This is a genomic window from Klebsiella sp. H-Nf2 (genome assembly GCF_002806645.1).
Lineage (GTDB): Bacteria > Pseudomonadota > Gammaproteobacteria > Enterobacterales > Enterobacteriaceae > Klebsiella > Klebsiella variicola.
Genome location: NZ_PIBL01000003.1, coordinates 152,356 through 179,198, shown reverse-complemented (window position 1 = coordinate 179,198; position 26,843 = coordinate 152,356). Strand labels below are relative to the sequence as shown.

At 59.0% G+C, this 26,843-nt stretch carries 21 protein-coding genes; 9 read left to right on the top strand and 12 right to left on the bottom strand.

Annotation, left to right across the window (positions count from 1 at the left end; all coding sequences use genetic code 11):
* The first annotated feature begins 127 nt into the window (after positions 1-127).
* Both CWM58_RS11235 and CWM58_RS11230 read left to right on the top strand, forming a co-directional pair.
* Positions 128-1,414: a dicarboxylate/amino acid:cation symporter gene (locus CWM58_RS11235; protein ID WP_061153027.1), complete on the top strand. Its 1,287-nt coding sequence runs from the start codon at positions 128-130 to the stop codon at positions 1,412-1,414.
* Positions 1,415-1,633: 219 nt separating this feature from the next.
* The gene (locus CWM58_RS11230) at positions 1,634-3,136 is read left to right on the top strand and encodes a M16 family metallopeptidase (protein WP_061153028.1); all 1,503 of its coding nucleotides are present in this window, start codon (positions 1,634-1,636) and stop codon (positions 3,134-3,136) included.
* 54 nt (positions 3,137-3,190) lie between these two features.
* Here the strand turns inward: CWM58_RS11230 and CWM58_RS11225 are convergent, their stop codons facing one another.
* Complete coding sequence (locus tag CWM58_RS11225; protein WP_100680939.1) at positions 3,191-4,120, bottom strand: sugar kinase; 930 nt, start codon at positions 4,118-4,120, stop codon at positions 3,191-3,193.
* A 194-nt stretch (positions 4,121-4,314) separates the two neighbouring features.
* Here CWM58_RS11225 and CWM58_RS11220 point away from each other — a divergent pair, with 194 nt between their 5' ends.
* The gene (locus CWM58_RS11220) at positions 4,315-6,366 is read left to right on the top strand and encodes an AsmA family protein (protein ID WP_100680938.1); all 2,052 of its coding nucleotides are present in this window, start codon (positions 4,315-4,317) and stop codon (positions 6,364-6,366) included.
* Positions 6,367-6,403: 37 nt separating this feature from the next.
* Here CWM58_RS11220 and CWM58_RS11215 read toward each other — a convergent pair whose 3' ends face one another.
* From CWM58_RS11215 to CWM58_RS11205, 3 genes are all read right to left on the bottom strand, one after another.
* The gene (locus CWM58_RS11215; RefSeq protein ID WP_100631007.1) at positions 6,404-7,726 is read right to left on the bottom strand and encodes an MFS transporter; all 1,323 of its coding nucleotides are present in this window, start codon (positions 7,724-7,726) and stop codon (positions 6,404-6,406) included.
* A gap of 271 nt (positions 7,727-7,997) precedes the next feature.
* Positions 7,998-9,029 carry an inner membrane protein YhjD gene (gene yhjD, locus CWM58_RS11210; protein WP_100680937.1) on the bottom strand — a complete coding sequence of 344 codons (1,032 nt, stop codon included), beginning with the start codon at positions 9,027-9,029 and terminating at the stop codon, positions 7,998-8,000.
* A 106-nt stretch (positions 9,030-9,135) separates the two neighbouring features.
* On the bottom strand, positions 9,136-10,035 hold the full coding sequence (locus tag CWM58_RS11205) for a LysR family transcriptional regulator (protein ID WP_061153033.1): 900 nt from the start codon (positions 10,033-10,035) through the stop codon (positions 9,136-9,138).
* Positions 10,036-10,154: 119 nt separating this feature from the next.
* Here CWM58_RS11205 and CWM58_RS11200 point away from each other — a divergent pair, with 119 nt between their 5' ends.
* Positions 10,155-10,913 carry an SDR family NAD(P)-dependent oxidoreductase gene (locus tag CWM58_RS11200; protein ID WP_100680936.1) on the top strand — a complete coding sequence of 253 codons (759 nt, stop codon included), beginning with the start codon at positions 10,155-10,157 and terminating at the stop codon, positions 10,911-10,913.
* Positions 10,914-10,947: 34 nt separating this feature from the next.
* Here CWM58_RS11200 and CWM58_RS11195 read toward each other — a convergent pair whose 3' ends face one another.
* The 3 genes from CWM58_RS11195 to CWM58_RS11185 form a co-directional block, all read right to left on the bottom strand.
* Complete coding sequence (locus CWM58_RS11195) at positions 10,948-11,481, bottom strand: GNAT family N-acetyltransferase (protein WP_100680935.1); 534 nt, start codon at positions 11,479-11,481, stop codon at positions 10,948-10,950.
* Positions 11,482-11,547: 66 nt separating this feature from the next.
* Positions 11,548-13,200 (bottom strand): alpha,alpha-trehalase, encoded by a 1,653-nt coding sequence (locus CWM58_RS11190; RefSeq protein WP_100680934.1) that lies wholly within the window; start codon positions 13,198-13,200, stop codon positions 11,548-11,550.
* 239 nt (positions 13,201-13,439) lie between these two features.
* Positions 13,440-14,588, bottom strand: a complete 1,149-nt coding sequence (locus tag CWM58_RS11185) for an iron-containing alcohol dehydrogenase (protein ID WP_100680933.1) — start codon at positions 14,586-14,588, stop codon at positions 13,440-13,442.
* Positions 14,589-14,723: 135 nt separating this feature from the next.
* Here CWM58_RS11185 and CWM58_RS11180 point away from each other — a divergent pair, with 135 nt between their 5' ends.
* Positions 14,724-15,347, top strand: a complete 624-nt coding sequence (locus CWM58_RS11180) for a glutathione S-transferase family protein (protein WP_074387008.1) — start codon at positions 14,724-14,726, stop codon at positions 15,345-15,347.
* A 52-nt stretch (positions 15,348-15,399) separates the two neighbouring features.
* Here the strand turns inward: CWM58_RS11180 and gorA are convergent, their stop codons facing one another.
* Together gorA and CWM58_RS11170 are read right to left on the bottom strand one after the other, a co-directional pair.
* On the bottom strand, positions 15,400-16,752 hold the full coding sequence (gorA, locus tag CWM58_RS11175; RefSeq protein WP_100680932.1) for a glutathione-disulfide reductase: 1,353 nt from the start codon (positions 16,750-16,752) through the stop codon (positions 15,400-15,402).
* 72 nt (positions 16,753-16,824) lie between these two features.
* A complete protein-coding gene (locus CWM58_RS11170) occupies positions 16,825-17,667 on the bottom strand; it encodes a 23S rRNA (adenine(2030)-N(6))-methyltransferase RlmJ (protein WP_008806933.1) in 843 nt (280 codons plus the stop codon).
* Positions 17,668-17,860: 193 nt separating this feature from the next.
* Between CWM58_RS11170 and CWM58_RS11165 the strand changes: the two genes are divergently transcribed.
* From CWM58_RS11165 to rsmJ, 3 genes are all read left to right on the top strand, one after another.
* Positions 17,861-19,132: an acid phosphatase gene (locus CWM58_RS11165; RefSeq protein WP_100680931.1), complete on the top strand. Its 1,272-nt coding sequence runs from the start codon at positions 17,861-17,863 to the stop codon at positions 19,130-19,132.
* A gap of 182 nt (positions 19,133-19,314) precedes the next feature.
* Positions 19,315-21,357 (top strand): oligopeptidase A, encoded by a 2,043-nt coding sequence (gene prlC, locus CWM58_RS11160; RefSeq protein WP_044612950.1) that lies wholly within the window; start codon positions 19,315-19,317, stop codon positions 21,355-21,357.
* Between the two features lie 7 nt (positions 21,358-21,364).
* Complete coding sequence (rsmJ, locus tag CWM58_RS11155) at positions 21,365-22,117, top strand: 16S rRNA (guanine(1516)-N(2))-methyltransferase RsmJ (protein WP_100680930.1); 753 nt, start codon at positions 21,365-21,367, stop codon at positions 22,115-22,117.
* Positions 22,118-22,262: 145 nt separating this feature from the next.
* On the opposite strand, the gene dtpB is transcribed toward rsmJ, so the two are convergent.
* Together dtpB and uspA are read right to left on the bottom strand one after the other, a co-directional pair.
* Positions 22,263-23,735: a dipeptide/tripeptide permease DtpB gene (gene dtpB, locus CWM58_RS11150; RefSeq protein WP_100680929.1), complete on the bottom strand. Its 1,473-nt coding sequence runs from the start codon at positions 23,733-23,735 to the stop codon at positions 22,263-22,265.
* Between the two features lie 255 nt (positions 23,736-23,990).
* Positions 23,991-24,428 (bottom strand): universal stress protein UspA, encoded by a 438-nt coding sequence (gene uspA / locus CWM58_RS11145; protein WP_004145166.1) that lies wholly within the window; start codon positions 24,426-24,428, stop codon positions 23,991-23,993.
* A 382-nt stretch (positions 24,429-24,810) separates the two neighbouring features.
* Here uspA and uspB point away from each other — a divergent pair, with 382 nt between their 5' ends.
* A complete protein-coding gene (uspB, locus tag CWM58_RS11140; RefSeq protein WP_061153044.1) occupies positions 24,811-25,146 on the top strand; it encodes a universal stress protein UspB in 336 nt (111 codons plus the stop codon).
* A gap of 60 nt (positions 25,147-25,206) precedes the next feature.
* Here uspB and pitA read toward each other — a convergent pair whose 3' ends face one another.
* Positions 25,207-26,703, bottom strand: coding sequence for an inorganic phosphate transporter PitA (gene pitA / locus CWM58_RS11135; protein ID WP_061153045.1), 1,497 nt, complete (start codon positions 26,701-26,703; stop codon positions 25,207-25,209).
* Between the last annotated feature and the right edge of the window lie 140 nt (positions 26,704-26,843).

The window sequence follows — 26,843 nt, the reverse complement described above, 5'->3', positions numbered from 1 at the left end:
AAAGATTTTAACAATTGCGTTGCACTTTCGGCGTTAGTTATTTCTGAAATGTTTCCAGGGTGTTATTTTTAAGCCACAGACGTCAAATATCCCTTCTTGCTCTGTGGTTATTCCCAAAGGACACCCTATGAAAACCTCTATCTTTAAAAGCCTCTATGTCCAGGTTCTGACGGCCATAGCGATCGGTATTCTGCTGGGCCATTTTTACCCGGAACTGGGCGCGCAAATGAAACCCCTCGGCGACGCCTTCGTTAAGCTGATTAAAATGGTGATTGCTCCGGTTATCTTCTGTACCGTCGTGACGGGGATCGCCGGGATGGAGAGTATGAAAGCCGTCGGCCGTACCGGTGCGGTGGCGCTGCTCTATTTCGAAGTGGTCAGCACAATCGCGCTGATTATCGGTCTGATTATTGTCAACGTGGTGCAGCCGGGCGCCGGCATGAACGTTGACCCGTCGACGCTCGATGCGAAAGCGGTGGCGATGTACGCTGAGCAGGCGAAAGACCAGGGGGTGGTGGCCTTTTTACTGGATGTGATCCCGGGCAGCGTCATTGGCGCCTTCGCCAGCGGCAACATTCTGCAGGTTCTGCTGTTCGCTGTCCTGTTTGGTTTTGCTCTGCACCGTCTGGGCAGCAAAGGTCAGCTGATTTTCAACGTCATTGAAAGCTTCTCACAGGTCATCTTCGGCATCATCAATATGATCATGCGCCTGGCGCCGATCGGTGCCTTCGGGGCCATGGCCTTTACCATTGGTAAATATGGCGTCGGCACCCTGGTGCAGCTGGGGCAGCTGATTATCTGCTTCTATATCACCTGTATCCTGTTTGTGGTAGTCGTGCTGGGCAGCATCGCCCGGGCCACCGGCTTTAGCATCTTCAAATTTATCCGCTATATCCGTGAGGAGCTGCTGATTGTGCTGGGGACCTCCTCGTCAGAATCGGCGCTGCCGAGAATGCTCGACAAAATGGAGAAGCTGGGCTGCCGCAAATCGGTGGTGGGCCTGGTGATCCCGACCGGCTATTCATTCAACCTCGATGGCACCTCTATCTATCTGACGATGGCCGCGGTCTTTATCGCCCAGGCGACCAACAGCCATATGGATATTTTCCACCAGATCACCCTGCTGGTGGTGCTGCTGCTCTCCTCGAAAGGGGCGGCAGGGGTGACCGGCAGCGGCTTCATCGTGCTGGCGGCGACCATCTCCGCCGTCGGGCATTTGCCGGTGGCCGGCCTGGCGCTGATCCTCGGTATTGACCGCTTTATGTCCGAAGCCCGTGCGCTGACCAACCTGGTGGGTAACGGCGTCGCTACGGTGGTGGTGGCCAAATGGGTCAAAGAACTCGATGCCAAACAGATGGATGATGTTCTGAATAACCGTGTTCCAGCGAACAAATCGCACGAATTATCCTCTTAAATCCTCCTCTTAGGCCCGTACTCCCTTGCTGGAGTACGGGCTCCTGCGCATAATTAGAGGTCATTTCCGCCCGGCGGAAATGACACGAAATGATTATTTTGCGTTGTCATGCGACATTTTCGTCTCCGTGTGGTCTAACCGACGTATTTCACTCTCACTTTTTTCGGCAGCCCGTCAGTGGGGTGCTGTTGTAACCAGGAATGTTCATCAGGGGTTCACATGCAGGGCACAACAATTAAACTCTTAACGGGCGGTTTGCTGATGGTAGCGGCGGCCGGTTATGTGCAGGCAGAAGCGCTCCAGCCTGATCCGGCCTGGCAACAAGGGACCTTAGCGAATGGTTTGACGTGGCAGGTGCTGGCCACGCCGCAGCGTCCCAGCGACCGTATTGAAGTCCGTCTGTCCGTGAATATTGGTTCGCTGAGCGAAAGCACTCAGCAGAGCGGTTTCAGCCGCTTTATTCCCCGCCTGGCGTTGACGCAAAGCGGTAGCCTGCCAACGATGCAGGCGCGCTCTTTATGGCAGCAGAGTATTGACCCGAAGCGTCCTCTGCCGCCGGCCATCGTCTCTTACGATTACACGATGTTTAATCTCAGTCTGCCCAATAACCGCAACGATCTGCTGAAAGAGGCGCTGAGCTGGCTGGCGGACGCCAGCGGTAAGCTGACCATTACGCCTGAATCGATCAATCATGCGCTGCAGGGCAGCGACATGGTGGCGACCTGGCCGCTGGATACCAAAGAGGGCTGGTGGCGCTACCGCCTGAAAGGGTCCACTATGCTGGGCCATGATCCCGCAGCGCCGCTGAAGCAGCCGATTGACGTGGCGCACCTGAAAGACTTTTATCATAAATGGTACACCCCCGACGCTATGACGCTGATTGTGGTCGGTAACGTCGACAGCCGCAGCGTCGCCGAGCAAATCAGTAAAACCTTCGGCGATCTGAAGGGCAAGCGGGAAACACCCGCGGCGGTGCCGACCTTATCACCACTGCCTACCGTGCCGGTCAGCATCATGACCAGCGCGGTGCGGCAGGACAAACTGTCCATCATGTGGGATGCGCCATGGCAGCCAATCCGTGATTCCGCGGCGCTGCAGCGCTACTGGCGCGACGACCTCGCCCGCGAAGCGCTGTTCTGGCACGTGCAGCAGAGCCTGAGCAAAAATAACGTGAAGGATATTGGTCTTGGCTTTGACTGCCGGGTGCTCTATCAGCGCGCGCAGTGCGCCATCAATATCGAATCGCCGGGCGAGCGTCTGAACAACAACCTGAGCGTGGTCTCGCGCGAGCTGGCGAAAGTGCGGGACAACGGCCTGCCGCAGGAGGAGTTTGACGCGCTTATCGCCCAGAAAAGCCTTGAGCTGCAGAAGCTGTTTGCCACCTATGCGCGCACGGACACCGACATTCTGATGAGCCAGCGCATGCGCTCTCTGCAGAATCAGGTGGTGGATATCGCGCCGGAGCAGTACCAGAAGCTGCGCCAGGAGTTCCTCAACTCCCTGACGGTCGACATGCTGAACCAGTACCTGCGTCAGCAGCTGTCTCAGGATATGGCGCTGGTGCTGCAGCAGCCGAAAGGCGAACCGGAATATAACATGAAGGAACTGCAGGCTACGTGGGAAAAACTGATGGCGCCGAATCCGGCGGCCGCGGCGGTCAGCGGTAGCGCTGATACGGTTGACGCTCACAGCGAGGCCAGCGACATCCCGCCAGGGCAGTAACCTAACGCCTCTCCGGCGCGCCAGCGGCGGCCGGAGAGCGCTTCCTGCGGAGAATTACTGCGGCATCGCTTCCCGTGGGATGATCGCCCCACGATACTGGATCACCGTGCTGGCGGTCAGGTGTCCGCGTTTGGCGGCGGATTCAGCATCGCCACCGGTCAGGCGAACAGCCAGATAACCGGCGCTGAAGGAGTCTCCGGCGGCGGTGGTATCCACCACCTTCTCTTTGGCCAGCCTGACAGCCGGCACTTCCTGTAGCGGTTGCCCGCTAACCGAGACCAGGCAGGCATCCGCCCCGCGCTTCACCACCACCTCTTCCACTCCGGCGGCATGCGTGCGGGCGATCACCTCAGCAACCGGTTTTTCCCCCCACAGCGCGTCTTCATCATCGAGGGTCAGAAACGCGATATCGGTGCAGGCGAGCATCTCCTGATAGACCTGCTGCGTCTCCGCCTGGCTGGCCCACAGGCGTGGACGATAGTTGTTGTCGAAGATCACCTTGCCGCCGTTGGCGCGGCACTCACGCAGCAGCGTGAACAGCTTGTCGCGGCTGGCCGGGCTGAGAATGGCGAGGCTGATGCCGCTCAGATAGAGATAGTCGAAAGTGGCCAGCTCTTCACAAATCGCCGCCGCGCGATCGCTCTCCAGCCAGAACTTTGCCGCCGCCTCGTTGCGCCAGTAGTAGAAGGTGCGCTCGCCGGTATCATCAGTTTCAATGTAATACAGCCCCGGCAGGCGGTCGGCCATCCGCTGGATAAGATCGGTGTTGACGTTTTCCTGCTGCCAGCTGTCGAGCATCTGCTGGCTGAAGGCATCGGTTCCCAGCGCGGTGACATAGTGGACGTTCAGCGCACTGGCATCGGTCTGCCTTGCGATATAGACCGAGGTGTTTAAGGTATCGCCGCCAAAGCCGCGGTTAACGGCCCCGTTCTTCTCTGACAGCTCAATCATGCATTCGCCAATGACGGCAATTTTTTTAGACATAGCCAGAACCTGCAATGGAATCGATATGAGCGCTAGTGTGCGCTGCGCTGTTTTACTGGTCAATCATATTAAAACATCGTTCCATTATTTTTTTGACCTGACGCGCGTAATGTGACGAAAAGCGCATTTCCAGGAGAAACGCCGCTTTTTGACTATATTCAGGACTGACGTGATGCAAAAGGAGCGGAGTAGGGATGAGCAGAACCCGTAAAACGTTGGTTATCATCACAGGAACGATACTGTTGCTGATCGTTCTTTTCTTTATCGTGCTGGCCACCTTTGACTGGAACCGGCTGAAGCCGACGATCAATCAGAAAGTGTCCGCTGAGCTTAACCGCCCGTTCGCCATCCGCGGCGATCTCGGTGTGGTCTGGGAGCGGCAGCCGGACGAGCGCGGCTGGCGCAGCTGGGTTCCGTGGCCGCATGTGCACGCGGAAGATATCGTGCTGGGCAACCCGCCGGCCATTCCCCAGGTGACCATGATCCACCTGCCGCGGGTGGAGGCGACCCTCGCCCCGCTGGCGCTGCTGAGCAAAACGGTGTACCTGCCGTGGATCAAGCTGGAACAGCCCGACGTGCGGCTGATCCGCCTGGCGGAAGACAACAATAACTGGACCTTTCAGCTGGCAGGCGATCAGCGTACGTCGGGCGATAGCGCCCCCTCCAGCTGGTCCTTCCGCCTTGATAACATTCTCTTTGATCGCGGGACTATCGCCATTGATGACAAGATCACCCGCAGCGATATCACCATCCTCGTCGATCCCCTCGGCAAACCGCTGCCGTTCAGCGAAGTGACCGGCACGAAGGATCGGCATAGCGCGGCAAAAGTGGGCGACTACGTCTTTGGCCTGTCGCTGAAGGGCCGCTACAAGGACCAGCCGGTCACCGGCAACGGTAAAATCGGCGGTATGCTGGCCCTGCGCAGCGCAAGCACCCCTTTCCCGCTGCAGGGCGACTTCCACTCCGGCAACACGCGGGTGGCGTTCAGCGGTACGGTCAGCGACCCGCTCAACGTCGGCGGCATCGACCTGCGGCTGAAATTCGCCGGCGACTCGCTGCGCGATCTCTACGACCTGACCGGCGTGCTGCTGCCGGAGACGCCATCGTTCTCTACCGACGGCCGCTTGCGCGCCGACTTTAAGCACAAAAACAGCATGCGCTTTGACTATCAGGATTTTAATGGTCGGATCGGCGATAGCGACATTCATGGCTCCCTGACCTACACCACCGGCAAACCGCGGCCGAAACTCAGCGGCGATATGGAGTCGAAGCAGCTGCGGCTGGCGGACCTCGGGCCGTTAATCGGTGTCGACTCTGGCAAAGGGACGAAGAAAAGCGCTTCGCGCCAGGCGAGCGACCGGCCGCAGCCGGCGGGTAAAGTGCTGCCGGCAGACCGCTTTGAAACCGATAAATGGCAGGTGATGGATGCCGATGTACGTTTTAAGGGCCGGAGAATTGAGCACGGTGGCACCCTGCCGATCAGCGATCTGTCGACCCACGTGATCCTGGAAGATGGCGACCTGCGCCTGCAGCCGGTGCGCTTTGGCCTGGCCAATGGTTCGATTGCCGGCAGCGTACACCTGCAGGGCGATAAAAAGCCGCTGCAGGGTGAGGCCAATCTGCAGGCGCGACGCCTGAAGCTGAAGGCGCTGATGCCGAACGTCGAGATGATGCAGAAAACCCTCGGCGAGATGAATGGCGATGTCCAGCTGCGCGGCAGCGGTAACTCGGTGGCAGCCCTGCTCGGCAACAGTAATGGCAATCTGAAGCTGCTGATGAACGACGGCCTGATCAGTCGCAACCTGATGGAAATTCTCGGTCTTAACGTCGGCAACTACCTGATAGGCCAGATTTTTGGCGATGAGGAGGTCCGGGTGAACTGTGCGGCGGCCAATATCGACGTGACCAACGGTGTCGCCCGGCCGCAGATTTTTGCCTTTGATACGGAAAATGCGCTGATCAATGTGACCGGGACCGCCAGCTTCGCCTCCGAGCAGCTGGACCTGACCATCGATCCGGAAAGTAAAGGCTTCCGGGTGATCACCCTGCGTTCACCGCTGTATGTTCGGGGCACTTTTAAATCGCCGCAGGCGGGGGTGAAGGCCGGGCCGCTGATTGTCCGCGGTGCGGTAGCGGCCGCGCTGGCAACCCTGGTGACGCCGGCCGCCGCGCTGTTGGCGCTGGTCTCCCCGGCGGAGGGCGATAGCAACCAGTGCCGGACCATTTTGTCGCAGATGAAAAAGTAGGGGAGAGCCCTGACGCCAGCGGCGTCAGGGCGAAGGATCACAACGACTGGTGGCGGGTCTCGTGGGTCAGCAGCAGGGCGATCAGTGTCAGCGCCGCCATCGCTGCCAGATAGGTGCCGACCGCCGCCAGGCCGTAGTTGCCCTGCAGCCAGGCGGCAATGTACGGTGCGACCGAGGCGCCGAGGATCGACGACACGTTATAGGAGAATGACGCGCCGGTGTAGCGCACTTCCGTCGGGAACAGCTCCGGGAGCAGCGCGCCCATCGGGCCAAAAGTCAGTCCCATCAGGCTTAAACCCAGCAGCAGGAAGGCGAACACCAGCAGCGGGTTACCGGAGCCCAGCAGCGGTTTAAAAGCGAACAGGGCGAACAAAATAATCATCGTGGTGATGACAATCATGCTCTTACGACGGCCAAAGGCGTCCGCCAGCAGGCCGGCGACAGGTACCATCACGCCAAAGCCAATCACCGCCATCATCAACATCCACAGCACTTCGTTACGCGGCAGGCCCAGGCCATTCGGCGCGGCGCCGGTGCTGAAGGTCATCGAGTAGACGGTCATGATGTAGAACAGGGTATAGGTTGCCAGCATGATGAAGGTGCCCAGCACCGTCACGCGGACGTGTTTGGTCAACAGGGTACCCAGCGGGATTTTGACCTGTTTTTTCGCCGCCGCCACTTTGGCGAAGACCGGCGTTTCGTGCAGCGAGACGCGAACGTACAGACCGATGATCACCAGCACGGCGGAGAAGATAAACGGCACGCGCCAGCCCCACTCCATAAACTGCTGGTCGGTCAGCAGCCAGGAGAGCAGCAGGAAGGTGCCGTTGGCGAAGAAGAAGCCGATCGGCGCGCCCAACTGCGGGAAGGAGCCGTACAGGGCCCGCTTGCGCGGCGGGGCGTTTTCCGTAGCCAGCAGCGCTGCGCCGCCCCATTCCCCTCCGAGGCCAAGGCCTTGACCGAAACGCGCCAGCGCCAGCAGCATCGGCGCGACAATACCAATGCTTTCATAGCCGGGCAACAGGCCGATCACCACGGTGGAGATCCCCATGGTTAACAGTGAAGCCACGAGGGTAACCTTGCGGCCGACGCGATCGCCGAAGTGGCCAAACAGCGCGGAGCCGATCGGCCGGGCGACGAAGGCGATGGCGAAGGTGGCCAGCGACTGCAGGGTGGCCGCGGCGGGATCACCCTGCGGGAAAAAGATATGCGGGAAGACGATGACCGCGGCAGTGGCATAGATGTAGAAGTCGAAAAACTCAATGGCGGTGCCAATGAGCGAGGCGACAACGACTTTGTTGCGTGAGTTGACCGGGGCGGTTTCCTGCGAGTTTTCGAGTGTGGTGGCTGTGGCTTGCATAGATCTTTCTTATTTTTGCGCGAACGAAAAGCCATATAGCCACAGCCACAGGGACATTTCAATCTGTAACAAACGCCGGGAATGGGCAAAAAACAGGCAAAAAGCGGATAATTTTTACACCAGTGAAAATAGTTCTATGAAATGCTTCACACAATTAAAAAGATAGAGGATAAAACCAGTTTTGAGTTAAATAAAAGTTAATGGGTGGATTTATCTACTGAAATAAAGCGCGAGGATGAATTTTGCCTCTTCAATTCATCCTCGCAATGCGTTAACGGTGGGTTTTGCCCGGCATCCGCCGGTCGTCTTTATACTCCGCGGTGGCGATCCACGCGGCGCAGAATAGCGTCAGGCGGGCAAAGAAATAGAAAAAGGCCATCAGCCCCAGCACCGAACCGAATGCCGCCCCGGAGGGGGATTTCACCAGCGCCGGCAGCGTCCAGGTCATGACGATTTTGATGATTTCAAAGCCAATCGCTGCGATAAGCGTGCCGCGAAACAGGGCTTTGCGCCGCGGACGATGGCGCGGCAGACGCCAGAAGATCCAGAAAAAGAGCAGATAGTTGGCAAAAATCGAGATGGCGAGGCCGATCAGCCGCCAGGCGGGTTTCAGCCATTCAATGTTGTCGAGATACAGCGCGGAGATAATCAACTGCTGGGCGGAACCGGCGACAGAGGTGATCGACAGCGTAATGATCAGCGCCACCAGCAGACCGATTAGCGAGATAAGATCGCGGAAGTATTTTATCCAGATTTTCTCCTCGTCCTGCGGCCGGCGTTCCCAGACGTCGCGCGACTGGGCGCGGATCGCTTCCCGCAGATTGCCCATCCAGTTAATACCGGAATAGAGCGCGACCAGCAGGCCGACCAGACCGACGGCGGTACGCTGTTGCACCGCGGTGTTGATGGTGTTTTTCAAGGTCGCCGCCAGCGTCGGGTCGCTGACGTTTTGCAGAATTTTATCGAAAATGTCCTGCAGCAGGGTCGGGTGCCAGGCCAGCACGAAGCCGGCGGCGGCAAAGGAGACCATCAGGATCGGGATCATCGACAGGAACGAGAAGTAGGTGATGGCCGCGCCGAACTGATTGCCCAGTCGGTCATTGAAACGTTCTGCGGCGCGTAACAGATGGGCAATCACCGGGTTGCGTTGTACCTTGGCCGCCGTTCCGGTGACGGTCTTCAGCGCCTGGCTGGCCTTTTGCCCGACGGCCGTGTCATTGAGGGCCTCGAGCGTACTTTTGTTTTTCTCCGGCTGTGTGTCCGGTTCCTGTGGTGGGCGTCGATCGTCGTTTTCCGGCGTCATACGTGATTTCTTCCTTTTTTACAGCGAGATTCAGCAAAAAGTATACCTTAAATGCCGTATCTTGCAGGAACCCATCTGCCCGCCACCCGTTCACCATCCGCGGGGATCAATCGACATAATCTTTCATCAACCCGCCCAGCCACTCCATAAACAAGTGCACGCGGCGGGAGAGATTGCGCCGATGGGGGTAGATAAGCGAGACCGGCAGCGGCTCGGCGCGGTACTGGGGCAGGATCTCAATCAGGTCGCCAGCGCGTAACGCCTCGCGCACGCCGGTGCGCGGAACCTGAATGATCCCCAGCCCGGCGATACAGGCTGCCTGATAGGTTTCCGTACTGTTGACCGTCAATATGCCGCCGGTTTTTACCCAGCGGACGGCGCCATCCAGCATGACCTCAAAGCCGGAAGGCCGGACCCCGAGGGTGCTGGCGTAGTGGATCAGGGCATGATCCGCCAGATCCTCCAGGGATTGCGGATAGCCAAATCGCGCAAGGTAGTCCGGGCTGGCGCAGTTAATTTGCGTCAGTTTGCCCAGTGGGCGGGCGATAAGCCCCGAGTCTTTGAGCGCGCCGACGCGGACCACGCAGTCAAACCCCTCGCGGATCACGTCCACCAGCCGATCGCTGCTGCTCAGCTCCAGTTCGATGCCCGGATACTGCTGTAAAAAAGTCGGCAGATGAGGGATCACCAGTTTTTTAGCAAAACCGACCGGCATATCCACCCGCAGCCGGCCGCTGATGCTCGCCGGATCGTGCTGGAACATACCGTCCAGTTCATCGAGGTTGCTCAGCAGATCCTTTGCCCGTTCATAGTAAACCATCCCATCCTGGGTGAGCTGAACCCGACGAGTAGTGCGGTGCAGGAGCCGCACGCCAAGATGGCTTTCCAGGGCCTGAATCTGCCGCGAGACGCTGCCTTTCGGCAGCGCCAGGGTCTCGGCGGCGCGGGAAAAACTCTCCAGATCCGCTACGCGAATGAATAACTGCATTGCATGAATTTTATCCATGCCGATCGCCTATTGTTGTTATGGATGAAACAGTAAAACGTAATGTAGCATATTTATTGTTTCACTGGCAGTTAATAAGCTAGAACACAATCACAACGCAACCTGAAAGGGGTCTTCTGATGACACAACGTATCGCTTTAGTGACCGGCGGCAGCCGCGGTCTGGGTAAAAACGCCGCGTTGAAGCTGGCGGCGAAGGGAACCGATATTCTTCTGACTTACCACAGCAACCGCCAGGCGGCCCTCGATGTGGTAGCAGAAATAGAGCAAAAAGGGGTCAAAGCGGCAGCATTAGCGCTGAACGTCGGGGATACCTCAAGTTTTGACGCTTTCGCCAGCGAGGTGGTGCAGGTGCTGGCGCAGAAGTGGGGGCGCACCACCTTTGATTATTTACTGAACAACGCCGGGATTGGCCTCAACGTGCCCTTCGCCGAGACCAGCGAAGCGCAGTTTGACGAGCTGATGAACATCCAGTTCAAAGGACCGTTTTTCCTGACCCAGCGGCTGCTGCCTCTCCTGCAGGACGGGGGGCGGATCCTCAATGTTTCCAGCGGCCTGGCGCGCTTTGCCCTGCCGGGTTATGCGGCCTACGCTGCGATGAAGGGAGCGATGGAGGTCCTGACCCGCTATCAGGCGAAAGAGCTGGGTGGGCGCGGTATTTCGGTGAATATCATCGCGCCGGGGGCCATCGAGACCGACTTTGGCGGCGGCGTGGTGCGCGATAACGCCGAGGTGAATCAGCATATTGCCGCCCAGACCGCGCTGGGGCGGGTTGGGCTACCGGATGATATAGGCGATGCCATCGCCGCCCTGCTCAGCGATGAGCTGGCGTGGATGAACGCGCAGCGCGTGGAAGTCTCGGGCGGGATGTTCCTCTGATCCTGACTGCCCCCAGCCTGTGACCGGCGGTGCGCTACGGCGCATCGCCCTCCCCACGTAGCCGACCGAACAGCCAGTCGTTGTGCCAGCGCCCGTTCAGCCAGTAGTTCTCCCGCAGCTCCCCTTCCAGCCTGAACCTGGCTTTGAGCAGTAACTGCTTAGACGCCTCGTTGCCGGCGGTGACGCTGGCGGTCAGGCGGCGGACGCCGCCGGTGGTAAAGGCGTAGTCGCACAGCGCGCGCAGCGATTCGTAGCCGTAGCCCCGACCCTGCGCCGACGGAGCGAAGAGAAAGCCAACCTCGGCAATGTCGCGGTGATGATGTTGGTAACCGGTCAGGCCGAGCGGGGCATGGGTGAGCCTGTCGCGCACCACCAGACACAGCCAGTGCTCATCCCCCGGCGCCCACGGCGGCAGCCGCGAGTCGAACGCCTCGCGGATGGCCGCCTGCGGCCGGGGATCGGCGACGTAAAGCATGACCTGTGGATCCTGCTGCAGGGAAAGAAAAAACGACCAGTCGTCAAGCTGCAGCGGTGAGCAGCGCAGGCGCGGCGTCAGGAGTTCAGGCATAAGCGTCATTCCGGGCAGGGCGAATCCTCTGAACATAGCAGGAGAAAGCCGCCGGGAACAGCCCGACTAGGTTGGCTCACCGTACAGGCCAATCAGTCGGCGCACCACGCCGTTGGTCCAGCCAAAGCCATCCTGCAGGGGATACTCACCACCGCCACCCTCATGGGGGACACCGGTGGCAATATGGTATTTCTCAATCAGCTTGTGATGCTGCTTGTAAAAGTGATTGACCGTCTGCAGCCAGCTCCAGGCAATCTCATCCCCCAGCGGATCCTGGCCGTAACGTTTAAATCCCTGGATCGCCATCCACTGCAGCGGCGCCCAGCCGTTAGGTTTATCCCACTGCTCACCGCTTTCATATTCGGTGGCCATGATCCCCCCGGGGGTGAGCAGGCGGGCCCGCACCGCATCGGCAAGGCGTTCTGCCTGCTCGTGAGTCGCCAGGCCGACGTAAAGGGTGACGATGCTGGCGGCGGAAAACAGCGCCAGCTGTTCGCGGCGCCAGTCATAATCGCGGAAACAGCCGTTCTCATCGTCCCACAGATAGCGGTTGACCGCCGCCCGCCGATCCTGAGCCTTCTGGCGGAAGGCCGCCTCCGTCTCGCGATCGCCCTTCAGGCCGGAGAGGTTGGCGATGGTCGTCTCCAGCTTGAACAGGAAGGCGTTCAGGTCGATGGGGATAAACTGCGTCGTGCGGATACTGGCCAGCCGCGTGATATCCCGCAGCCAGCGGCTGGAGTAGTCCCAGCCGGACGCGGCGCCCGCCCGCAGGTCGCGGTACACTTCATTGGCGGGCCGCCCGGAGTGTCGGGCGGTCTCCACGTCCTCGCGCCAGGACTCATCCCGCGGCGTGTCCCGGTCGTCCCAGTAACGATTGAGCAGGGAGCCATCCGGCATGCGCACCACGTGGCGATACGCCTGGTGCGGGATCAACGACTCGGCGCCGTCCATCCAGAAGGCGTGCTCCATCTTCAGATGGTCCAGATAGCGCTTCGCGCCGCGCACGCCGTCCTCTTCAAAGAGTTCGACCATCAGGGCAAACACCGGCGGCTGCGAACGGCTGAGGTAGTAGGTGCGGTTGCCGTTCGGAATGTGGCCGTAGGTTTCAATCAGCCAGGCAAAGTTATCGGCCATGCATTTCAGCAGATCTTCCCGGCCGCTCTCCGCCAGCCCCAGCATGGTGAAATAAGAGTCCCAGTAATAGGTTTCGCTAAACCGACCGCCGGGCACAATATAGGCCTGCGGCAGCGCCAGCAGTGAAGACCAGGGGATATGATCCTGAGGCTCGCGGGTCAGCACCGGCCACAGCTTATCGATGTGCTCTTTCAGCGTCAGGCTGGGGTCCGAGGTGTAGACGTCGGTCTGGTTCTCCGGCAGCCAGAAGTTGTCTTCAACGAACTGGCGCAGGTCGAAGTCGGGTTGACGCTTGGCCTTCCGGTAGTGCCGCAGGATGTCCAGCGGATCGTGTTTCGGCGCGCAGTCGGGGAAGGTTTTGCTGTCGGCAAAGATGCGTGATTTCTGCACGTTGGTAAACAGCTCAAGATAGCGATCCGCCGGGGTAAGGGCATCGGACGCCGGCAGACCTTCGATCACCTCAGGCTCCGGTTCAGCGTCAATCATTTCATCCAGCTTTAATTCGTACGGATCGGCTTCGTAGCAGGGATCGATGTCGATCCTTAACTCGTCGTCTTCAACGTGGCGTAATTTCTGGCTGAACATAGCGATACGGACCTCCGGATAGCGTGAGTTCGGGGCCGGGCATACCCGGCCTTGTCTATTAAGCGTAGACAGTCGCTTCGGTGAGTGTGAAGTAAACTGTGCGTTAGATCACGCTTTCCCGCCGAGAAGAAAAGCCGTTATCTTAAAGTAATAAATTGATAAATAAGTAAAATTTATCTATTCGGGCACAGATGAAATTCGGAGCATTCATTATGCAACAAAATTTTATCCCGGCGCGCTCACTCCCACGCCGCCTCCAGCATCTCCAGCAGTTGTTCGCCGCTCAGGCTGACCGGGTTGGCCTTCATCGACGAGGAAGTGCTGGCCGCCAGCGCCGCCGGTTCCAGCGCATCGCGCGCCACGCCGAGGTCGCGCAGGGTGCCAAGGCCGGCGCGATGGCTCCATTCCCGCAGACTGTCCCAGACCTGTTCCACAGGGACGTCCAGCCCGTCGGCCAGCCAGCGGCGAACGTCGTTGAAGCGCTGGCGCAGGGCAGGGTCGCTTATCTGCGACTCATTGAGCGCCAGGCCAAACGGCAGCAGGCTGCCGCATAAAGCACCGTGCGAGGCGCGGCTCAGGCCGCCCAGCGGGCCGGCGAGGCCGTGGATCACCCCCAGCCCGGCGTTCGCCAGCGCCAGTCCACCGCACAGGCTGACCCAGGCCATCTCGTCGCGGCTGGCCGGACACTCTTGTTCCATCAGGATTTTCAGCGCGCGGATGCCCCGCGGGATCGCCTGCTGGCAGAGGGCATCGGTGAAGGGAGTGGCCCGGCTGCAGAGCCAGGGCTCGATCACCTGGGTCAGGGCATCGAGGCCGGAGCTCAGGGTGATGCTCCGCGGCGCGTTGTCGGTCAGCGCCGGGTCGACAATCGCCAGGCCAGGCAGCATTCGGTCGTCGCGCAGGCTCACTTTTCGCTGTTGTTCCGGGACGTTGATCACCGCATTTTTGGTGACTTCCGCGCCCGTCCCGGCGGTGGTCGGGATCGCCACGAACGGCAGCGGACTGGCTTCCAGCTGACGACCCGTTCCCACCACCTCCAGATAGTCGACCAGCGGGCCGGCGGCGGGCACCAGCGCCGCAATCGCCTTACCGGCGTCAATCACCGCGCCGCCGCCGAGGCTGACCACTGCCCGGACGCCTTTCTCGCGCGCCAGCTGGACACCCTGCTCGATATCGATAAGCCAGGGTTCGCGGCTTATCGCTAGCGTCGTGACCTCCAGCTGCAGCGCCTCCAGCTGATGGCGCAGAAACGCCGCCCGCTGCGGGCTGGCGCCATGCACCAGCAGAATGGGGCCGCCCTGCTGCGCCAGCCAGGGGGCAGCGCTCAGGGCCTGACCACGGCCAAAACGAATATTTGCGGGCATCAAAACGGTAAAAGGGGTCAACATGTCGGGTTCCTTTTCGGCAAACAGGCTGGAATCAACTATACACATTATCCACTACTCTGCCTTGTTGCTGGCTGGCAAGGCTGACAATAGAGTAGAGTGAAAGATCTCTCTTTTATGGCTGAGGAATCGCTGACAATGCTAACAATTCTGGGCAAACGCTCTTCAATCAATGTACGAAAAGTGTTGTGGACCTGCGAGGAAGCCGGGCTGGCGTACCAGCAGGAGGATTACGGCAGCGGATTTAAGCCTCTGGATACGCCTGAGTTTCAGCGCCTGAATCCTAACAGCCTGGTGCCGGTGCTGCTGGACGGCGACTTTGTGCTCTGGGAGTCGAACAGTATCTGCCGCTATCTGGCGCGGAAAGCGGAGCGCTGGGATCTGCTACCCACCGAGCCACAGCCCGCCGCCGAGGTGGAGCACTGGATGGACTGGCAGGCGACCGAGTTCAACACTGCCTGGCGCCATGCCTTTATGGGGCTGGTGCGCAAAGATCCGCGCTTTCAGGATCCGGCGGCAATTAAAGAGAGTATTGCCACCTGGACCCAGTGCGTGCGCATTGTCGAAGCACAACTGCAGCGTACCGGGGCGTGGATAGCCGGCGAGCGCTTCACCCTCGCCGATATCGTGCTGGGGCTGTCGGTGCATCGCTGGAAGATGACCCCTTTTGCCCATCCGGAGATGCCGGCCGTGGAGCGCTGGTATATGGCGCTCAATCAGCGCCCGGCGTTTATGCGCCATGGCAATAACGGCGTGGCCTGAGCATAAAAAAAGAAGCCCCTGGGGCTTCTTTTTATCATCCGGCGATCGCGTCTTAGCGCATGGTGACGAACTCTTCTGCCGCCGTCGGGTGAATGGCGACGGTGTTGTCGAAGTCTTTTTTGGTGGCGCCCATCTTCAGGGCCACCGCAAAGCCCTGCAGCATCTCATCCATCCCGAAGCCGATGCCGTGGATCCCGACAATCTTCTCTTCCGGGCCGACGCACACCAGCTTCATGCGGCACGGCTGGCGGTGAGAGGTGACGGCGGTGTACATCGCGGTGAAAGAAGATTTGTAGACCTTCACGGCGTCGTCGCCGTACTGCTCGCGCGCCTGCGGCTCGGTTAAGCCGACGGTGCCGATAGGCGGGTGGCTGAAGACCACGGTCGGGATGTTGCTGTAGTCCAGGTGCTCTTCCGGCTTGTTGTTAAACAGGCGCTCGGAGAGGCGACGGCCTGCGGCAACCGCTACCGGGGTCAGCTCGACGGCGCCGGTATTATCGCCCACCGCGTAGATGCCCGGCACGTTGGTGTTCTGGAATTTATCAACGATGATGTAGCCTTTATCGTTGGTTTTCACGCCGGTAGCCGCCAGATTGAAGTTATCGGTCGCCGGTTCGCGGCCAATCGCCCAAATCAGGCAATCTACGGTCTGGCTGCGGCCATCTTCCAGCTCCAGCGTCAGGCTGCCGTCGGCATGCTTCACCACCGCTTTCGGGATGGCGTTGGTATGCAGTTGCGGGCCTTCGGCGTTCATCACTTCCACCAGCGTCTCCACGATCAGCGGATCGAAGCTGCGCAGCGGCGCGTGTTTACGCACGAACAGGTGGGTTTCGGCGCCGAGGCCGTTAATCACCCCCGCCAGCTCAACGGCGATATAGCCAGCACCCACTACCGCCACGCGCTTCGGCAGCGCCGGCAGTTCAAAGAAACCGTCGGAATCAATACCGTATTCGACGCCCGGAATATTCGGGTGGCTTGGACGGCCGCCGGTGGCGATCAGGATATGGTCAGCGGTGATCGTCTCGCCGTTCACTTCCACGGTGTGGGCATCGACAAAGCGCGCGAAGCCTTTGATGACGTCGACGTTGTTCTTACCCAGTACGTTGTCGTAGGAGGTATGGATGCGGTCGATGTAGGCGCTACGGCTGGCGACCAGCTTGTCCCAGTCGAAATGGTTGATGGTGGTATCGAAACCGTAGTCCGGGCCGTAAAGATGAATCGCTTCGCGGATCTGCGCCGCATGCCACATCACTTTTTTCGGCACGCAGCCGACGTTGACGCAGGTGCCGCCCAGCGCTTTGGCTTCAATCAGCGCGCACTTCTGGCCGTACATGGCCGCGCGGTTAATCGAGGCGATACCGCCGCTACCGCCGCCGATGGCGAGGTAATCATAATGTTTGCTCATGCCCATATGTCCTTAATCGTTGATTGCCGCGATTGTAGCGCGAGGCTTAAAAGGTTCCACCGATGGTTGCGATTACTCCGGTACGATCCAGCTGACCGTGGCGTGGCCGGTGCCGGCCGGAACCAGCTTGCTGTGCAGCCACGGCAGCACATTGTTCATCTGCTGCTCCAGCTTCCACGGCGGGTTGATGACGATCATCCCGGAGGCGGTCATACCGCGCTGGTCGCTGTCCGGACGCACCGCCAGCTCAATCTGCAGAATTTTGCGAATGCCGGTGGCTTCTAACTCTTTGATCATGCGCTTGATCTGTGCGCGCAGCACCACCGGATACCACAGGGCGTAGGTGCCGGTGGCGAAGCGTTTGTAGCCTTCGTGGATCCCGGTCACCACCGCCTGATAGTCGGTTTTAATTTCATACGGCGGGTCGATCAGAATCAGACCACGGCGTGATACCGGCGGCAGCTTGGCTTTCAGCTGCTGGTAGCCATCGGCTTTATCAACGCGCGCGCGGCTGTCTTTCTGGAACTCGGCGCGCAGCAGCGGGAAGTCGCTCGGGTGCAGCTCGGTCATCTGCAGGCTGTCCTGCTCGCGCAGCAGCTGGCGGGCGATCAGCGGGGAGCCCGGGTAGTAGCGCAGCTGGCCGTTACGGTTGAAGTGTTCGACCACGGAAATATACGGCTCCAGCTCTGCCGGCAGGTCGTCCTGTTGCCAGATGCGGGCGATGCCTTCGAGATACTCGCCGGTACGCTCGGCGTGCTCGCCGCTCAGCTGATAGCGGCCCGCGCCAGCGTGGGTGTCCAGGTAGAGAAACGGTTTTTCTTTCTCTTTCAGCGCTTCGATGATCAGGCTCTGAACGGTGTGTTTGAGGACGTCGGCGTGGTTGCCTGCGTGAAAGCTGTGGCGATAACTGAGCATGGATACAGAGATTCCGGGAAGTAAACAAGTTAACCGATAGTTTACCGCAGATCGGCCGAGATTACCGCTGCGCCGCCGCGCTGTTTCATTTGTGCCAAAAGCGTTGCAAAACATAACGCTGTCATAAAAACGTCAAACGGCCGCGCTAGCGTCGGGTGCAGGCAAGGTAATTATTTGAATAAAAGGAAAAATAATGAAAAGGCAACTCTCACTGCTGGCCGTCGCGCTGCTGCTGGCGCAACCGGTTCTGGCCAAAGACATCCCGCTGGACAGGGCGGCGGCCCTCGCCAATAGCGTGACGCCGGCTGCCTCCAGCCAGGCGTATGACGATCTTGAGCAACAGGCGCTGACGCAGCTACGTCACGCTCTGCAGGGGGATGCCGCCACGCTGACCCGCGATCGGTTAGCGCACACGAAACAAAATAAAACCCAGGCCGATACCGCCTGGCTGAAGGCCAGCGGCTATGACTTCCAGACCCGGGCCAACCAGCAGGCGGGTATTGCGCTGTTGTCGGCGTTCAGCACCCTGCCGGAGACCGTCGTGAAGCAGAATCTGGCGACGGTGACCGCCATCAATCGCGATGCCGTGCAGACGACACGCCGTCAGGCACTGGCCGATGCGGAAGGGATTAGCTACCTCTACTTCCTCAGCGATGCGCTGGGGCCGCGGCTTGGCAAAGCGTTTCTGACCGCCTATGACCAGGGCGGGCTGGGGAAAGCGGCAGCATTGATCAAAGCCTCGGAAGTCAGCACCGGCGAGGCGAAAAAGCACTTCAACAATCCGCGGCCGTTTCTGGTTCAGGGCAACACCATTCACCTGGTGCCTGACGATGTGGTGGTGAAGGATAATCAGCCCTACACCGCCGACGGCGGCTCGTTCCCCAGCGGCCACACCAACACCGGCTATACCGATGCGCTGCTGCTGGCGGCGATGATCCCGGAGCGCTACGACGCGCTGGTAACCCGCGGCGCCCGCTATGGCTACTCGCGCATCGTGCTGGGCGTCCACTATCCGCTGGACGTGATCGGCTCGCGGATGGTGGCCGAGCGCAACGTGGCCCATTATCTTAACGATCCGCACTACCGGGTATTATTTAACGAAGCCCGCGATCAGCTGCGCGCCGCGCTGGCGAAAGCCTGCGGCACGTCGCTTGCCGAGTGCGCAAAGAGCAGCGTGAAAGACGATCCCTGGCGCGATCCGGCGATGCGTGATTTCTCTCGTTTCACCATGACCTACGACCTGCCGCAGCAGAAGGGGCCGCAGCCGCGTCTGCAGGTGCCTGAGGGGGCGGAAGTGCTGCTGGAAGATGCCCTGCCGCAGCTGTCAGCGGCCCAGCGTCGGGCGTTGATGGTCAACACCGCGCTGCCGGCGGGTTACCCCCTTTCTGGCGCTACCCCCGAACAGCAGTTCTGGCAGCGTCTGAATCTGTCGGCGGCCTGGGAGATGGCGCAAAAAAGGCATTAATGCGGTTTCCGGCACGCTGCACCGCGTGTCGGCCTTTTCCTGCAACGGGCGGACTTATCGCAGCAATACCCAGGATGACGCACCGCCCGTCATTGAAATTCCCCCAACTATCCCCCATTCTAGATCTCATGCATAAGCGCCGGACGCGCGCTTCATTCACCCTTTTCAACAGGACAGCGCATATGACCAATCCATTACTGACGCCTTTTTCCCTGCCGCCTTTTTCTGCGATTAAACCGGAGCACGTGGTCCCTGCGGTCACCAAAGCGCTGGATGATTGCCGGGCCGCGGTGGAAAGCGCGGTGGCGCACGGCGCGCCGTATAGCTGGGAAAATCTTTGCCAGCCGCTGGCGGAAGTGGACGATGTGCTGGGACGCATCTTCTCGCCAGTCAGCCATCTGAATTCGGTAAAAAACAGCCCGGAACTGCGTGAAGCTTACGAACAGACCCTGCCGCTGCTCTCCGAGTACAGCACCTGGGTCGGCCAGCATGAAGGCCTGTATAAAGCCTACCGCGACCTGCGCGATGGCGATAACTACGCCACGCTGAATACCGCGCAGAAAAAAGCGGTCGACAATGCGCTGCGCGATTTTGAATTATCCGGTATTGGCCTGCCGCCTGAGGCGCAGAAACGCTACGGTGAAATCGCCGCGCGCCTCTCTGAGCTGGGCAACCAGTACAGTAACAACGTCCTCGACGCCACCATGGGCTGGAACAAGCTGGTGACCGACGTCGCCGATCTGGCCGGTATGCCGGAAAGCGCGCTGGCCGCCGCTCAGGCTCAGGCCCAGGCGAAAGAGCAGGAAGGGTATCTGCTGACCCTGGATATCCCGAGCTACCTGCCGGTGATGACCTACTGCGACAACCAGGCGCTGCGCGAAGAGATGTACCGTGCTTACTCCACGCGTGCCTCCGATCAGGGCCCGAACGCCGGTAAATGGGATAACAGCCCGGTGATGGCGGAGATCCTCGCCCTGCGCCACGAGCTGGCGCAACTGCTGGGCTTTGACAGCTATGCGTTTAAATCCCTCGCCACCAAAATGGCGGAGGATCCCCAGCAGGTGCTCGACTTCCTCACCGACCTGGCCAAACGCGCCCGTCCGCAGGGCGAAAAAGAGCTGGCCCAGCTGCGCGCCTTCGCCAAAGCCGAGTTTGGCATTGATGAACTGCAGCCGTGGGACATCGCCTACTACAGCGAAAAACAGAAGCAGCACCTTTACAGCATCAGCGATGAGCAGCTGCGCCCCTATTTCCCGGAAAACAAAGCCGTTAACGGCCTGTTCGAAGTGGTTAAGCGTATTTACGGCATTACCGCCAAAGAGCGTACCGATGTCGATGTGTGGCATCCGGAAGTGCGTTTCTTCGAGCTGTATGACGAAAATAACGAGCTGCGCGGCAGCTTCTATCTTGACCTGTATGCCCGTGAACATAAACGCGGCGGGGCGTGGATGGACGATTGCGTCGGCCAGATGCGTAAACTGGATGGTTCCCTGCAGAAACCGGTCGCTTACCTGACCTGTAACTTCAACCGCCCGGTCAACGGCAAACCGGCGCTGTTCACCCACGATGAAGTGATCACCCTGTTCCACGAGTTTGGCCATGGTCTGCACCACATGCTGACCCGCATTGATACCGCCGGCGTTTCCGGCATCAGCGGGGTGCCATGGGATGCAGTCGAGCTGCCGAGCCAGTTTATGGAAAACTGGTGCTGGGAGCCGGAAGCGCTGGCGTTCATCTCCGGCCATTATGAAACCGGTGAACCGCTGCCGCAGGAGCTGCTGGAGAAAATGCTGGCGGCGAAAAACTACCAGGCGGCGATGTTTATTCTGCGCCAGCTGGAGTTCGGCCTGTTCGATTTCCGCCTGCACGCGGAGTACAAGCCGGAGCAGGGGGCGAAAATCCTTGAGACCCTGGCCGAGATTAAAAAGCAGGTCGCTGTGGTGCCGGGCCCAACCTGGGGCCGCTTCCCGCACGCCTTCAGCCACATCTTCGCGGGCGGTTACGCGGCGGGCTACTACAGCTACCTGTGGGCCGACGTGCTGGCGGCGGACGCCTTCTCACGCTTCGAAGAAGAGGGGATTTTCAACCGCGAAACCGGTCAGTCGTTCCTCGACAATATCCTGAGCCGTGGCGGTTCCGAAGAGCCGATGGTGCTGTTCAAACGCTTCCGCGGGCGTGAGCCGCAGCTGGACGCGATGCTGGAGCACTACGGGATCAAGGGTTAAGTCTGCGGTGAAGATCTGCTTAATTGATGAAACAGGCGCCGGAGACGGCGCCTTATCTGTTTTAGCCGCCCGCTGGGGGCTGGAGCAGGATGACGATAACCTGATGGCGCTGGTGCTGACGACGGAGCATCTGGAGCTGCGTAAGCGCGATGAGCCCAAACTTGGCGGCATCTTCGTCGACTTTGTCGGCGGGGCGATGGCCCACCGGCGCAAGTTTGGCGGCGGCCGCGGTGAAGCGGTCGCCAAAGCGGTGGGCATTAAAGGCGATTACCTGCCGGATGTCGTCGACGCCACCGCCGGACTGGGACGCGATGCCTTCGTGCTGGCGTCGGTCGGCTGTCGCGTGCGGATGCTTGAGCGTAATCCGGTGGTCGCCGCGCTGCTCGACGATGGCCTGACGCGCGGCTATGCCGATGCGGAAATTGGCGGCTGGCTGCAGGAGCGCTTGCAGCTGATCCACGCCTCCAGCCTCAATGCACTGACCGATATTACCCCGCGTCCGCAGGTGGTGTATCTCGATCCAATGTTCCCGCATAAGCAGAAAAGCGCGCTGGTAAAAAAAGAGATGCGCGTCTTTCAGTCGCTGGTGGGGCCCGATTTAGACGCCGATGGCCTGCTGGCCCCGGCGCGCCAGCTGGCGACCAAACGGGTGGTGGTAAAGCGCCCGGATTATGCGCCGCCGCTGGCGGAGGTCGCCACGCCGAACGCGGTAGTGACCAAAGGGCATCGGTTTGATATTTACACCGGTACGCCGGAGTAATATTACGCCGTGGTGGTATCTCCCGGATAGCGGCGCAATGCGCCTTATCCGGGCTACCGAATCGTAGCCCGGCTCAGCGTAGCGCAAGCCGGGAACCGCAATATCTGAACAAACGGCGCCAGTGCGGACCGGCCATCCTAAGCGGTTACTCGGCGCCAGCCGGGGTATTAATCATCCGGTTCAGCCACGGCACCATCAACGCCATCACCACCGTGACGCCCAGCGTCACGAGGCCAATTTTACTGAACACATCGGTATAGACCGGCAGCGTCTGCAGCGGGTCGGTGATGTTTTCCGGCACCGCGGTAAAGGTCGCCACATAGCCGCCCAGCAGGAACGCGGCGGCCTGGGTCAGGAACCACATCCCCAGAATAAAGCCCATCAGATGCTGCGGCACCAGCGCGGCAACCATCGCCAGCCCCAGGGCGCTGATCAGCAGTTCGCCCAGGCTCTGGAACAGATAGACCAGCACAATAAACCACGGCGAGGTTAATCCCTGGGCGTCGGCGAACCACATCCCGGCGGCCGCGGCGGTCAGGAAGCCCAGCGCGCAGAGCAACATCCCGAGGGTAAACTTCACCGGCATGGTCAGGTCTTTCCCTTTGTGACCGAGATGGGTGTAGATCGCCGCCAGCACCGGACTGGCAACCACCACCCAGAAGGGATTGAGCGCCTGGAAGCTGACGGGGTTGATGGTAAAGCCCAGGATCTCATGATGGACGTTGTTGATGGCGAAGAAGTTCAGCGAGGTCGGCATCTGGGCATACAGAATGTAGAACAGTACCGCCTCGATCATCAGGATAAAGGCGACGAACATTTTGTTGCGTCCGGTTTTATCGAGGCGAAACGCTTCGCGGAAAAAGAACACTATGACCACGATCGACAGGACAATCAGCACCAGGTTGGCGACCATCACGTTATGCATCAGCCAGGCGCAGAGAAAAATCATCACTACGGTACCGGCCAGCACCAGCGCCAGATTGCGCAGGCTGAGGGGACGGTGATCCGGCTCAGAGCCGATATCTTTCACCATCCTGCGGCAGGCGACGTAGACCAGCAGCGCGATAATCAGTCCCGCGCCGCACAGGTTATAGGTCACGGCATAGCCAAACTTTTCCGCGATCACTGGCGCCAGTGAGAGCGACAGCAGTGAACCGATGTTTATCGACATATAAAACAGGGTGAATGCCCCGTCGAGACGGGCGTCCTTCGGTGGATAGCATTTTGACAACAGGCTCGCCGGGTTGGCTTTAAACAAGCCGTTACCGACGGCGATGGTGCCGAGGGCGATAAAGATCAGCTGCGGTTTCAGCAGCGACATCCCAGTCATAAAGTAGCCGATCGCCAGCACAATCGCGCCGAGCACCAGCGTGCGTTTGGTCCCCAGCAGATGGTCGCCCACGTAGCCGCCGATGGAGATCAGCCCGTAAACCAGCGCCGCGAAGGCGCCGAAGGTGATAAAGGCCTGTTCCTGAGAGAAGCCCAGCTGTTTGACAAAGAAGACCGCCAGGATCCCCTGAACGCCGTAATAGCCAAAACGTTCCCAGAGCTCCACAAAGAAGATCATGAAGAACGGACGAGGTTGCTGCAGCAAGCCCGTAGGTGCAGTTGTATTCATATTCCTTCGCCTTGTTTTACTTTCCCAAAAAGTATGAACGCGTATGCCAGAACGCGCTGAAAATGTCTGATAACTCGCCATGCTGCGGTTATTGGCTTAATGGATAGATTATTATATAGATGTTTTGGCGAATAACTGGTTGATCACACTAATTGAATGGCTTTTTTATGGATTGAAGTTCTATTGTGGGCGGCGGGGGACTGAAATAAAAAACGCCCGCATCGGCGGGCGTCTTGGGTGTGGAAAAAGCGAAGGTTATTCGTCTTCTTCGTCGCGCAGCGGAACGATCAGCATGTCGACATGGACGGTGTTGATCAACTGGCGGGCAGAGGACATCAGCTTGCTCCAGAAGTCCTGATGGTGGCCGCAGACCACCAGATCCATATCATATTTTTTGATCGCATCGACCAGCACCTGACCCAGGTCGCCGCTGCCGCTCAGGGTCTCGGTGATCGGGTAGCCCGCGTTGGTCGAGAGCTCGGTCAGCGCGTGATGGGTCTCTTCGGAGATGCGTTTTTGCATGTCGCCGAGGTTAACGTCAATCAGCCCGGTGTAGAGGTCGGAGTAATTCACATCCACGTGGATCAGGGACACTTTTGCGTTATACGGGCGGGCCATAGAAACGGCTTTTTCAACCAGTACTTTACTCTCCGGGGACAGGTCTACTGCAATAAGAATATGTTTGTAAGCCATAGTGTTACTCCTTCCATAAGTTTGTCGATGACCATTGGACCTGGCAGCTGGCGCTGCCGTTTCGCCCGCGTCCTGCGTGCTACATTCGCGGGAGGGTAGCCTTTAAGGACTTCATTGTAGAAGATATTTCCTACCTTATAGCGCCCCCCGCACTCCGTCAATGCACTGGGTTCACCTAAAAGTTAAACAAATTTATCCGTCTTACGTATTGATAACGAATAACCTTGTGGTAAAAAAATTAATGGATCTCCTACACTATTTAATGAGCCGGTCGGAAAAATAAATGTGATCGGAATCGCACTCTTTACGGTATCGTCGTGGGTTATTTGGGGAGCGGTAGCCGCGGAGGATTTCTCCGTGGGCGGGTCGCCGGGGAGGAGGTATGATCAGCACTATTGCGCTGTTTTGGGCCCTGTGTGTCGTTTGTGTGGTGAATATGGCACGCTACTTCTCATCGTTGCGTGCATTATTGGTGGTGCTACGTGGTTGCGATCCCTTGCTCTATCAGTATGTTGATGGCGGTGGTTTTTTTACCTCGCATGGGCAGCCCAGTAAACAAATGCGGCTGGTCTGGTATATCTATGCCCAGCGTTACCGTGACCATCACGATGATGAATTTATTCGTCGCTGTGAACGTGTTCGCCGGCAGTTTATCCTGACCAGCGCGCTGTGTGGTCTGGTGCTGGTGAGTATGATTGCGCTGATAATCTGGCACTAACGACATCTTCGGGATAAAAAAAACGGGCCAGCAAGCTGACCCGTTTTGATCGAATGCCGTTTAAATCAGTTTCAGGGAGAGCCAGTAAAGGACACCTGAAAGGATAATGGCTGCCGGAAGGGTCAACACCCAGGCCATCAGGATGCTGGTCACGGTCTTTTTCTGCAGACCACCGCCATCCACCAGCATTGTCCCCGCCACCGAGGAGGAGAGCACGTGGGTGGTGGAAACCGGCATTCCGGTGTAGCTCGCCAGACCGATAGAAACCGCTGCGGTCATCTGTGCCGACATCCCCTGAGCGTAGGTCATGCCCTTCTTACCAATCTTCTCGCCGATGGTGGTCGCCACGCGGCGCCAGCCGATCATGGTGCCGATACCTAACGCCAGCGCGACCGCCATAATAATCCAGATTGGCGCGTACTCGATGGTGCTCAGCATATCGGTTTTCAGTTTCTTCAGCAGACGCTGGTCGTCATTGCTGACGTCCGGCAGCTTCGCCACTTTATCGGTGGTGTCGGAGATGCAGAGCATAATGCGACGCAGCTGACCGCGCTGATCCGGTGACAGTGAATCGTAGGTTTCAACGCCGGTCAGCATAGTCTTCACGCGGTCAAGCGCGTTGATGGTATTTGCTGGATGGCAATGAAACTCACCGTTGGCCGCGGTATTGGTATCCGGAGATGGAACCAACTGGTCAACGCCGGTGGCTTTCTTCAGCAGGTCAGGGCGCTGCTGGAAGAAGGTTTCCACGTTGTTGACCGCATCGCGGGTACGGGTGATTTCGTAACCGGAGGCGTTCATATTCACCACGAAGCCCGCCGGGGCGACGCCAATCAGCACCAGCATCACCAGACCAATGCCTTTCTGCCCATCGTTGGCGCCATGGGAGAACGACACGCCGATAGCGGACAGAATCAGGGCGATACGGGTCCAGAACGGCGGTTTTTTCTTACCGTCTTTCTTTTCACGCTCTGCGGGGGTCAGGTGAATACGCGCGCGTTTCTTGGTACCGCTCCAGTAGCGACGGAGAATGAAAATCAGGCCGCCCGCAATCACCAGACCGACGATCGGCGAGATGATAAGCGAAGCAAAAATACCAATCACTTTCGGGATATTCAGCGCATCAACCACTGAAGTACCGGTCATCAGCGCATTGGTTAAACCAATACCGATGATGGCGCCAATCAGGGTGTGAGAACTGGAGGCCGGGAGGCCGAAATACCAGGTGCCGAGGTTCCAGATGATCGCCGCCAGCAGCATTGAAAACACCATGGCGAGGCCATGCGCGGAACCCATGTTAAGCAGCAGATCGGTCGGCAGCATATGCACAATGGCATAGGCTACGCTGAGACCGCCCAGCAGAACGCCGAAAAAGTTGAAGAGCGCCGCCATCGCCACAGCAAGCTGCGACCGCATTGCGCGAGTGTAGATAACCGTAGCCACCGCGTTTGCGGTATCATGGAAACCGTTAATCGCTTCGTAAAACAGTACAAAAGCTAAAGCAAGCAATAATAATAGTCCGGTATGTAAATCCAGACCGGCAAATAAATGTAGCATAGGACGTTACGCCATTTTGAGGACATGAACGCGGCGCATTATCAGTGACTTTAGCGGCGCGGGCAAAGTGAAATATAGACTTTTTTTGATTTTCTTCCTGTCTGGTTTCTACCCTGTTGAGAGTAATCCTATATCTTTCA

What these genes read in the sequence shown, in the direction of transcription:
- CWM58_RS11235 (WP_061153027.1), top strand. Translation starts at nt 128, where the DNA reads ATGAAAACCTCTATCTTTAAAAGCCTCTATGTCCAGGTTCTGACGGCC.
- CWM58_RS11230 (WP_061153028.1), top strand. Translation starts at nt 1,634, where the DNA reads ATGCAGGGCACAACAATTAAACTCTTAACGGGCGGTTTGCTGATGGTA.
- CWM58_RS11225 (WP_100680939.1), bottom strand. Translation starts at nt 4,120, where the DNA reads ATGTCTAAAAAAATTGCCGTCATTGGCGAATGCATGATTGAGCTGTCA.
- CWM58_RS11220 (WP_100680938.1), top strand. Translation starts at nt 4,315, where the DNA reads ATGAGCAGAACCCGTAAAACGTTGGTTATCATCACAGGAACGATACTG.
- CWM58_RS11215 (WP_100631007.1), bottom strand. Translation starts at nt 7,726, where the DNA reads ATGCAAGCCACAGCCACCACACTCGAAAACTCGCAGGAAACCGCCCCG.
- yhjD (WP_100680937.1), bottom strand. Translation starts at nt 9,029, where the DNA reads ATGACGCCGGAAAACGACGATCGACGCCCACCACAGGAACCGGACACA.
- CWM58_RS11205 (WP_061153033.1), bottom strand. Translation starts at nt 10,035, where the DNA reads ATGGATAAAATTCATGCAATGCAGTTATTCATTCGCGTAGCGGATCTG.
- CWM58_RS11200 (WP_100680936.1), top strand. Translation starts at nt 10,155, where the DNA reads ATGACACAACGTATCGCTTTAGTGACCGGCGGCAGCCGCGGTCTGGGT.
- CWM58_RS11195 (WP_100680935.1), bottom strand. Translation starts at nt 11,481, where the DNA reads ATGCCTGAACTCCTGACGCCGCGCCTGCGCTGCTCACCGCTGCAGCTT.
- CWM58_RS11190 (WP_100680934.1), bottom strand. Translation starts at nt 13,200, where the DNA reads ATGTTCAGCCAGAAATTACGCCACGTTGAAGACGACGAGTTAAGGATC.
- CWM58_RS11185 (WP_100680933.1), bottom strand. Translation starts at nt 14,588, where the DNA reads ATGTTGACCCCTTTTACCGTTTTGATGCCCGCAAATATTCGTTTTGGC.
- CWM58_RS11180 (WP_074387008.1), top strand. Translation starts at nt 14,724, where the DNA reads ATGCTAACAATTCTGGGCAAACGCTCTTCAATCAATGTACGAAAAGTG.
- gorA (WP_100680932.1), bottom strand. Translation starts at nt 16,752, where the DNA reads ATGAGCAAACATTATGATTACCTCGCCATCGGCGGCGGTAGCGGCGGT.
- CWM58_RS11170 (WP_008806933.1), bottom strand. Translation starts at nt 17,667, where the DNA reads ATGCTCAGTTATCGCCACAGCTTTCACGCAGGCAACCACGCCGACGTC.
- CWM58_RS11165 (WP_100680931.1), top strand. Translation starts at nt 17,861, where the DNA reads ATGAAAAGGCAACTCTCACTGCTGGCCGTCGCGCTGCTGCTGGCGCAA.
- prlC (WP_044612950.1), top strand. Translation starts at nt 19,315, where the DNA reads ATGACCAATCCATTACTGACGCCTTTTTCCCTGCCGCCTTTTTCTGCG.
- dtpB (WP_100680929.1), bottom strand. Translation starts at nt 23,735, where the DNA reads ATGAATACAACTGCACCTACGGGCTTGCTGCAGCAACCTCGTCCGTTC.
- uspA (WP_004145166.1), bottom strand. Translation starts at nt 24,428, where the DNA reads ATGGCTTACAAACATATTCTTATTGCAGTAGACCTGTCCCCGGAGAGT.
- uspB (WP_061153044.1), top strand. Translation starts at nt 24,811, where the DNA reads ATGATCAGCACTATTGCGCTGTTTTGGGCCCTGTGTGTCGTTTGTGTG.
- pitA (WP_061153045.1), bottom strand. Translation starts at nt 26,703, where the DNA reads ATGCTACATTTATTTGCCGGTCTGGATTTACATACCGGACTATTATTA.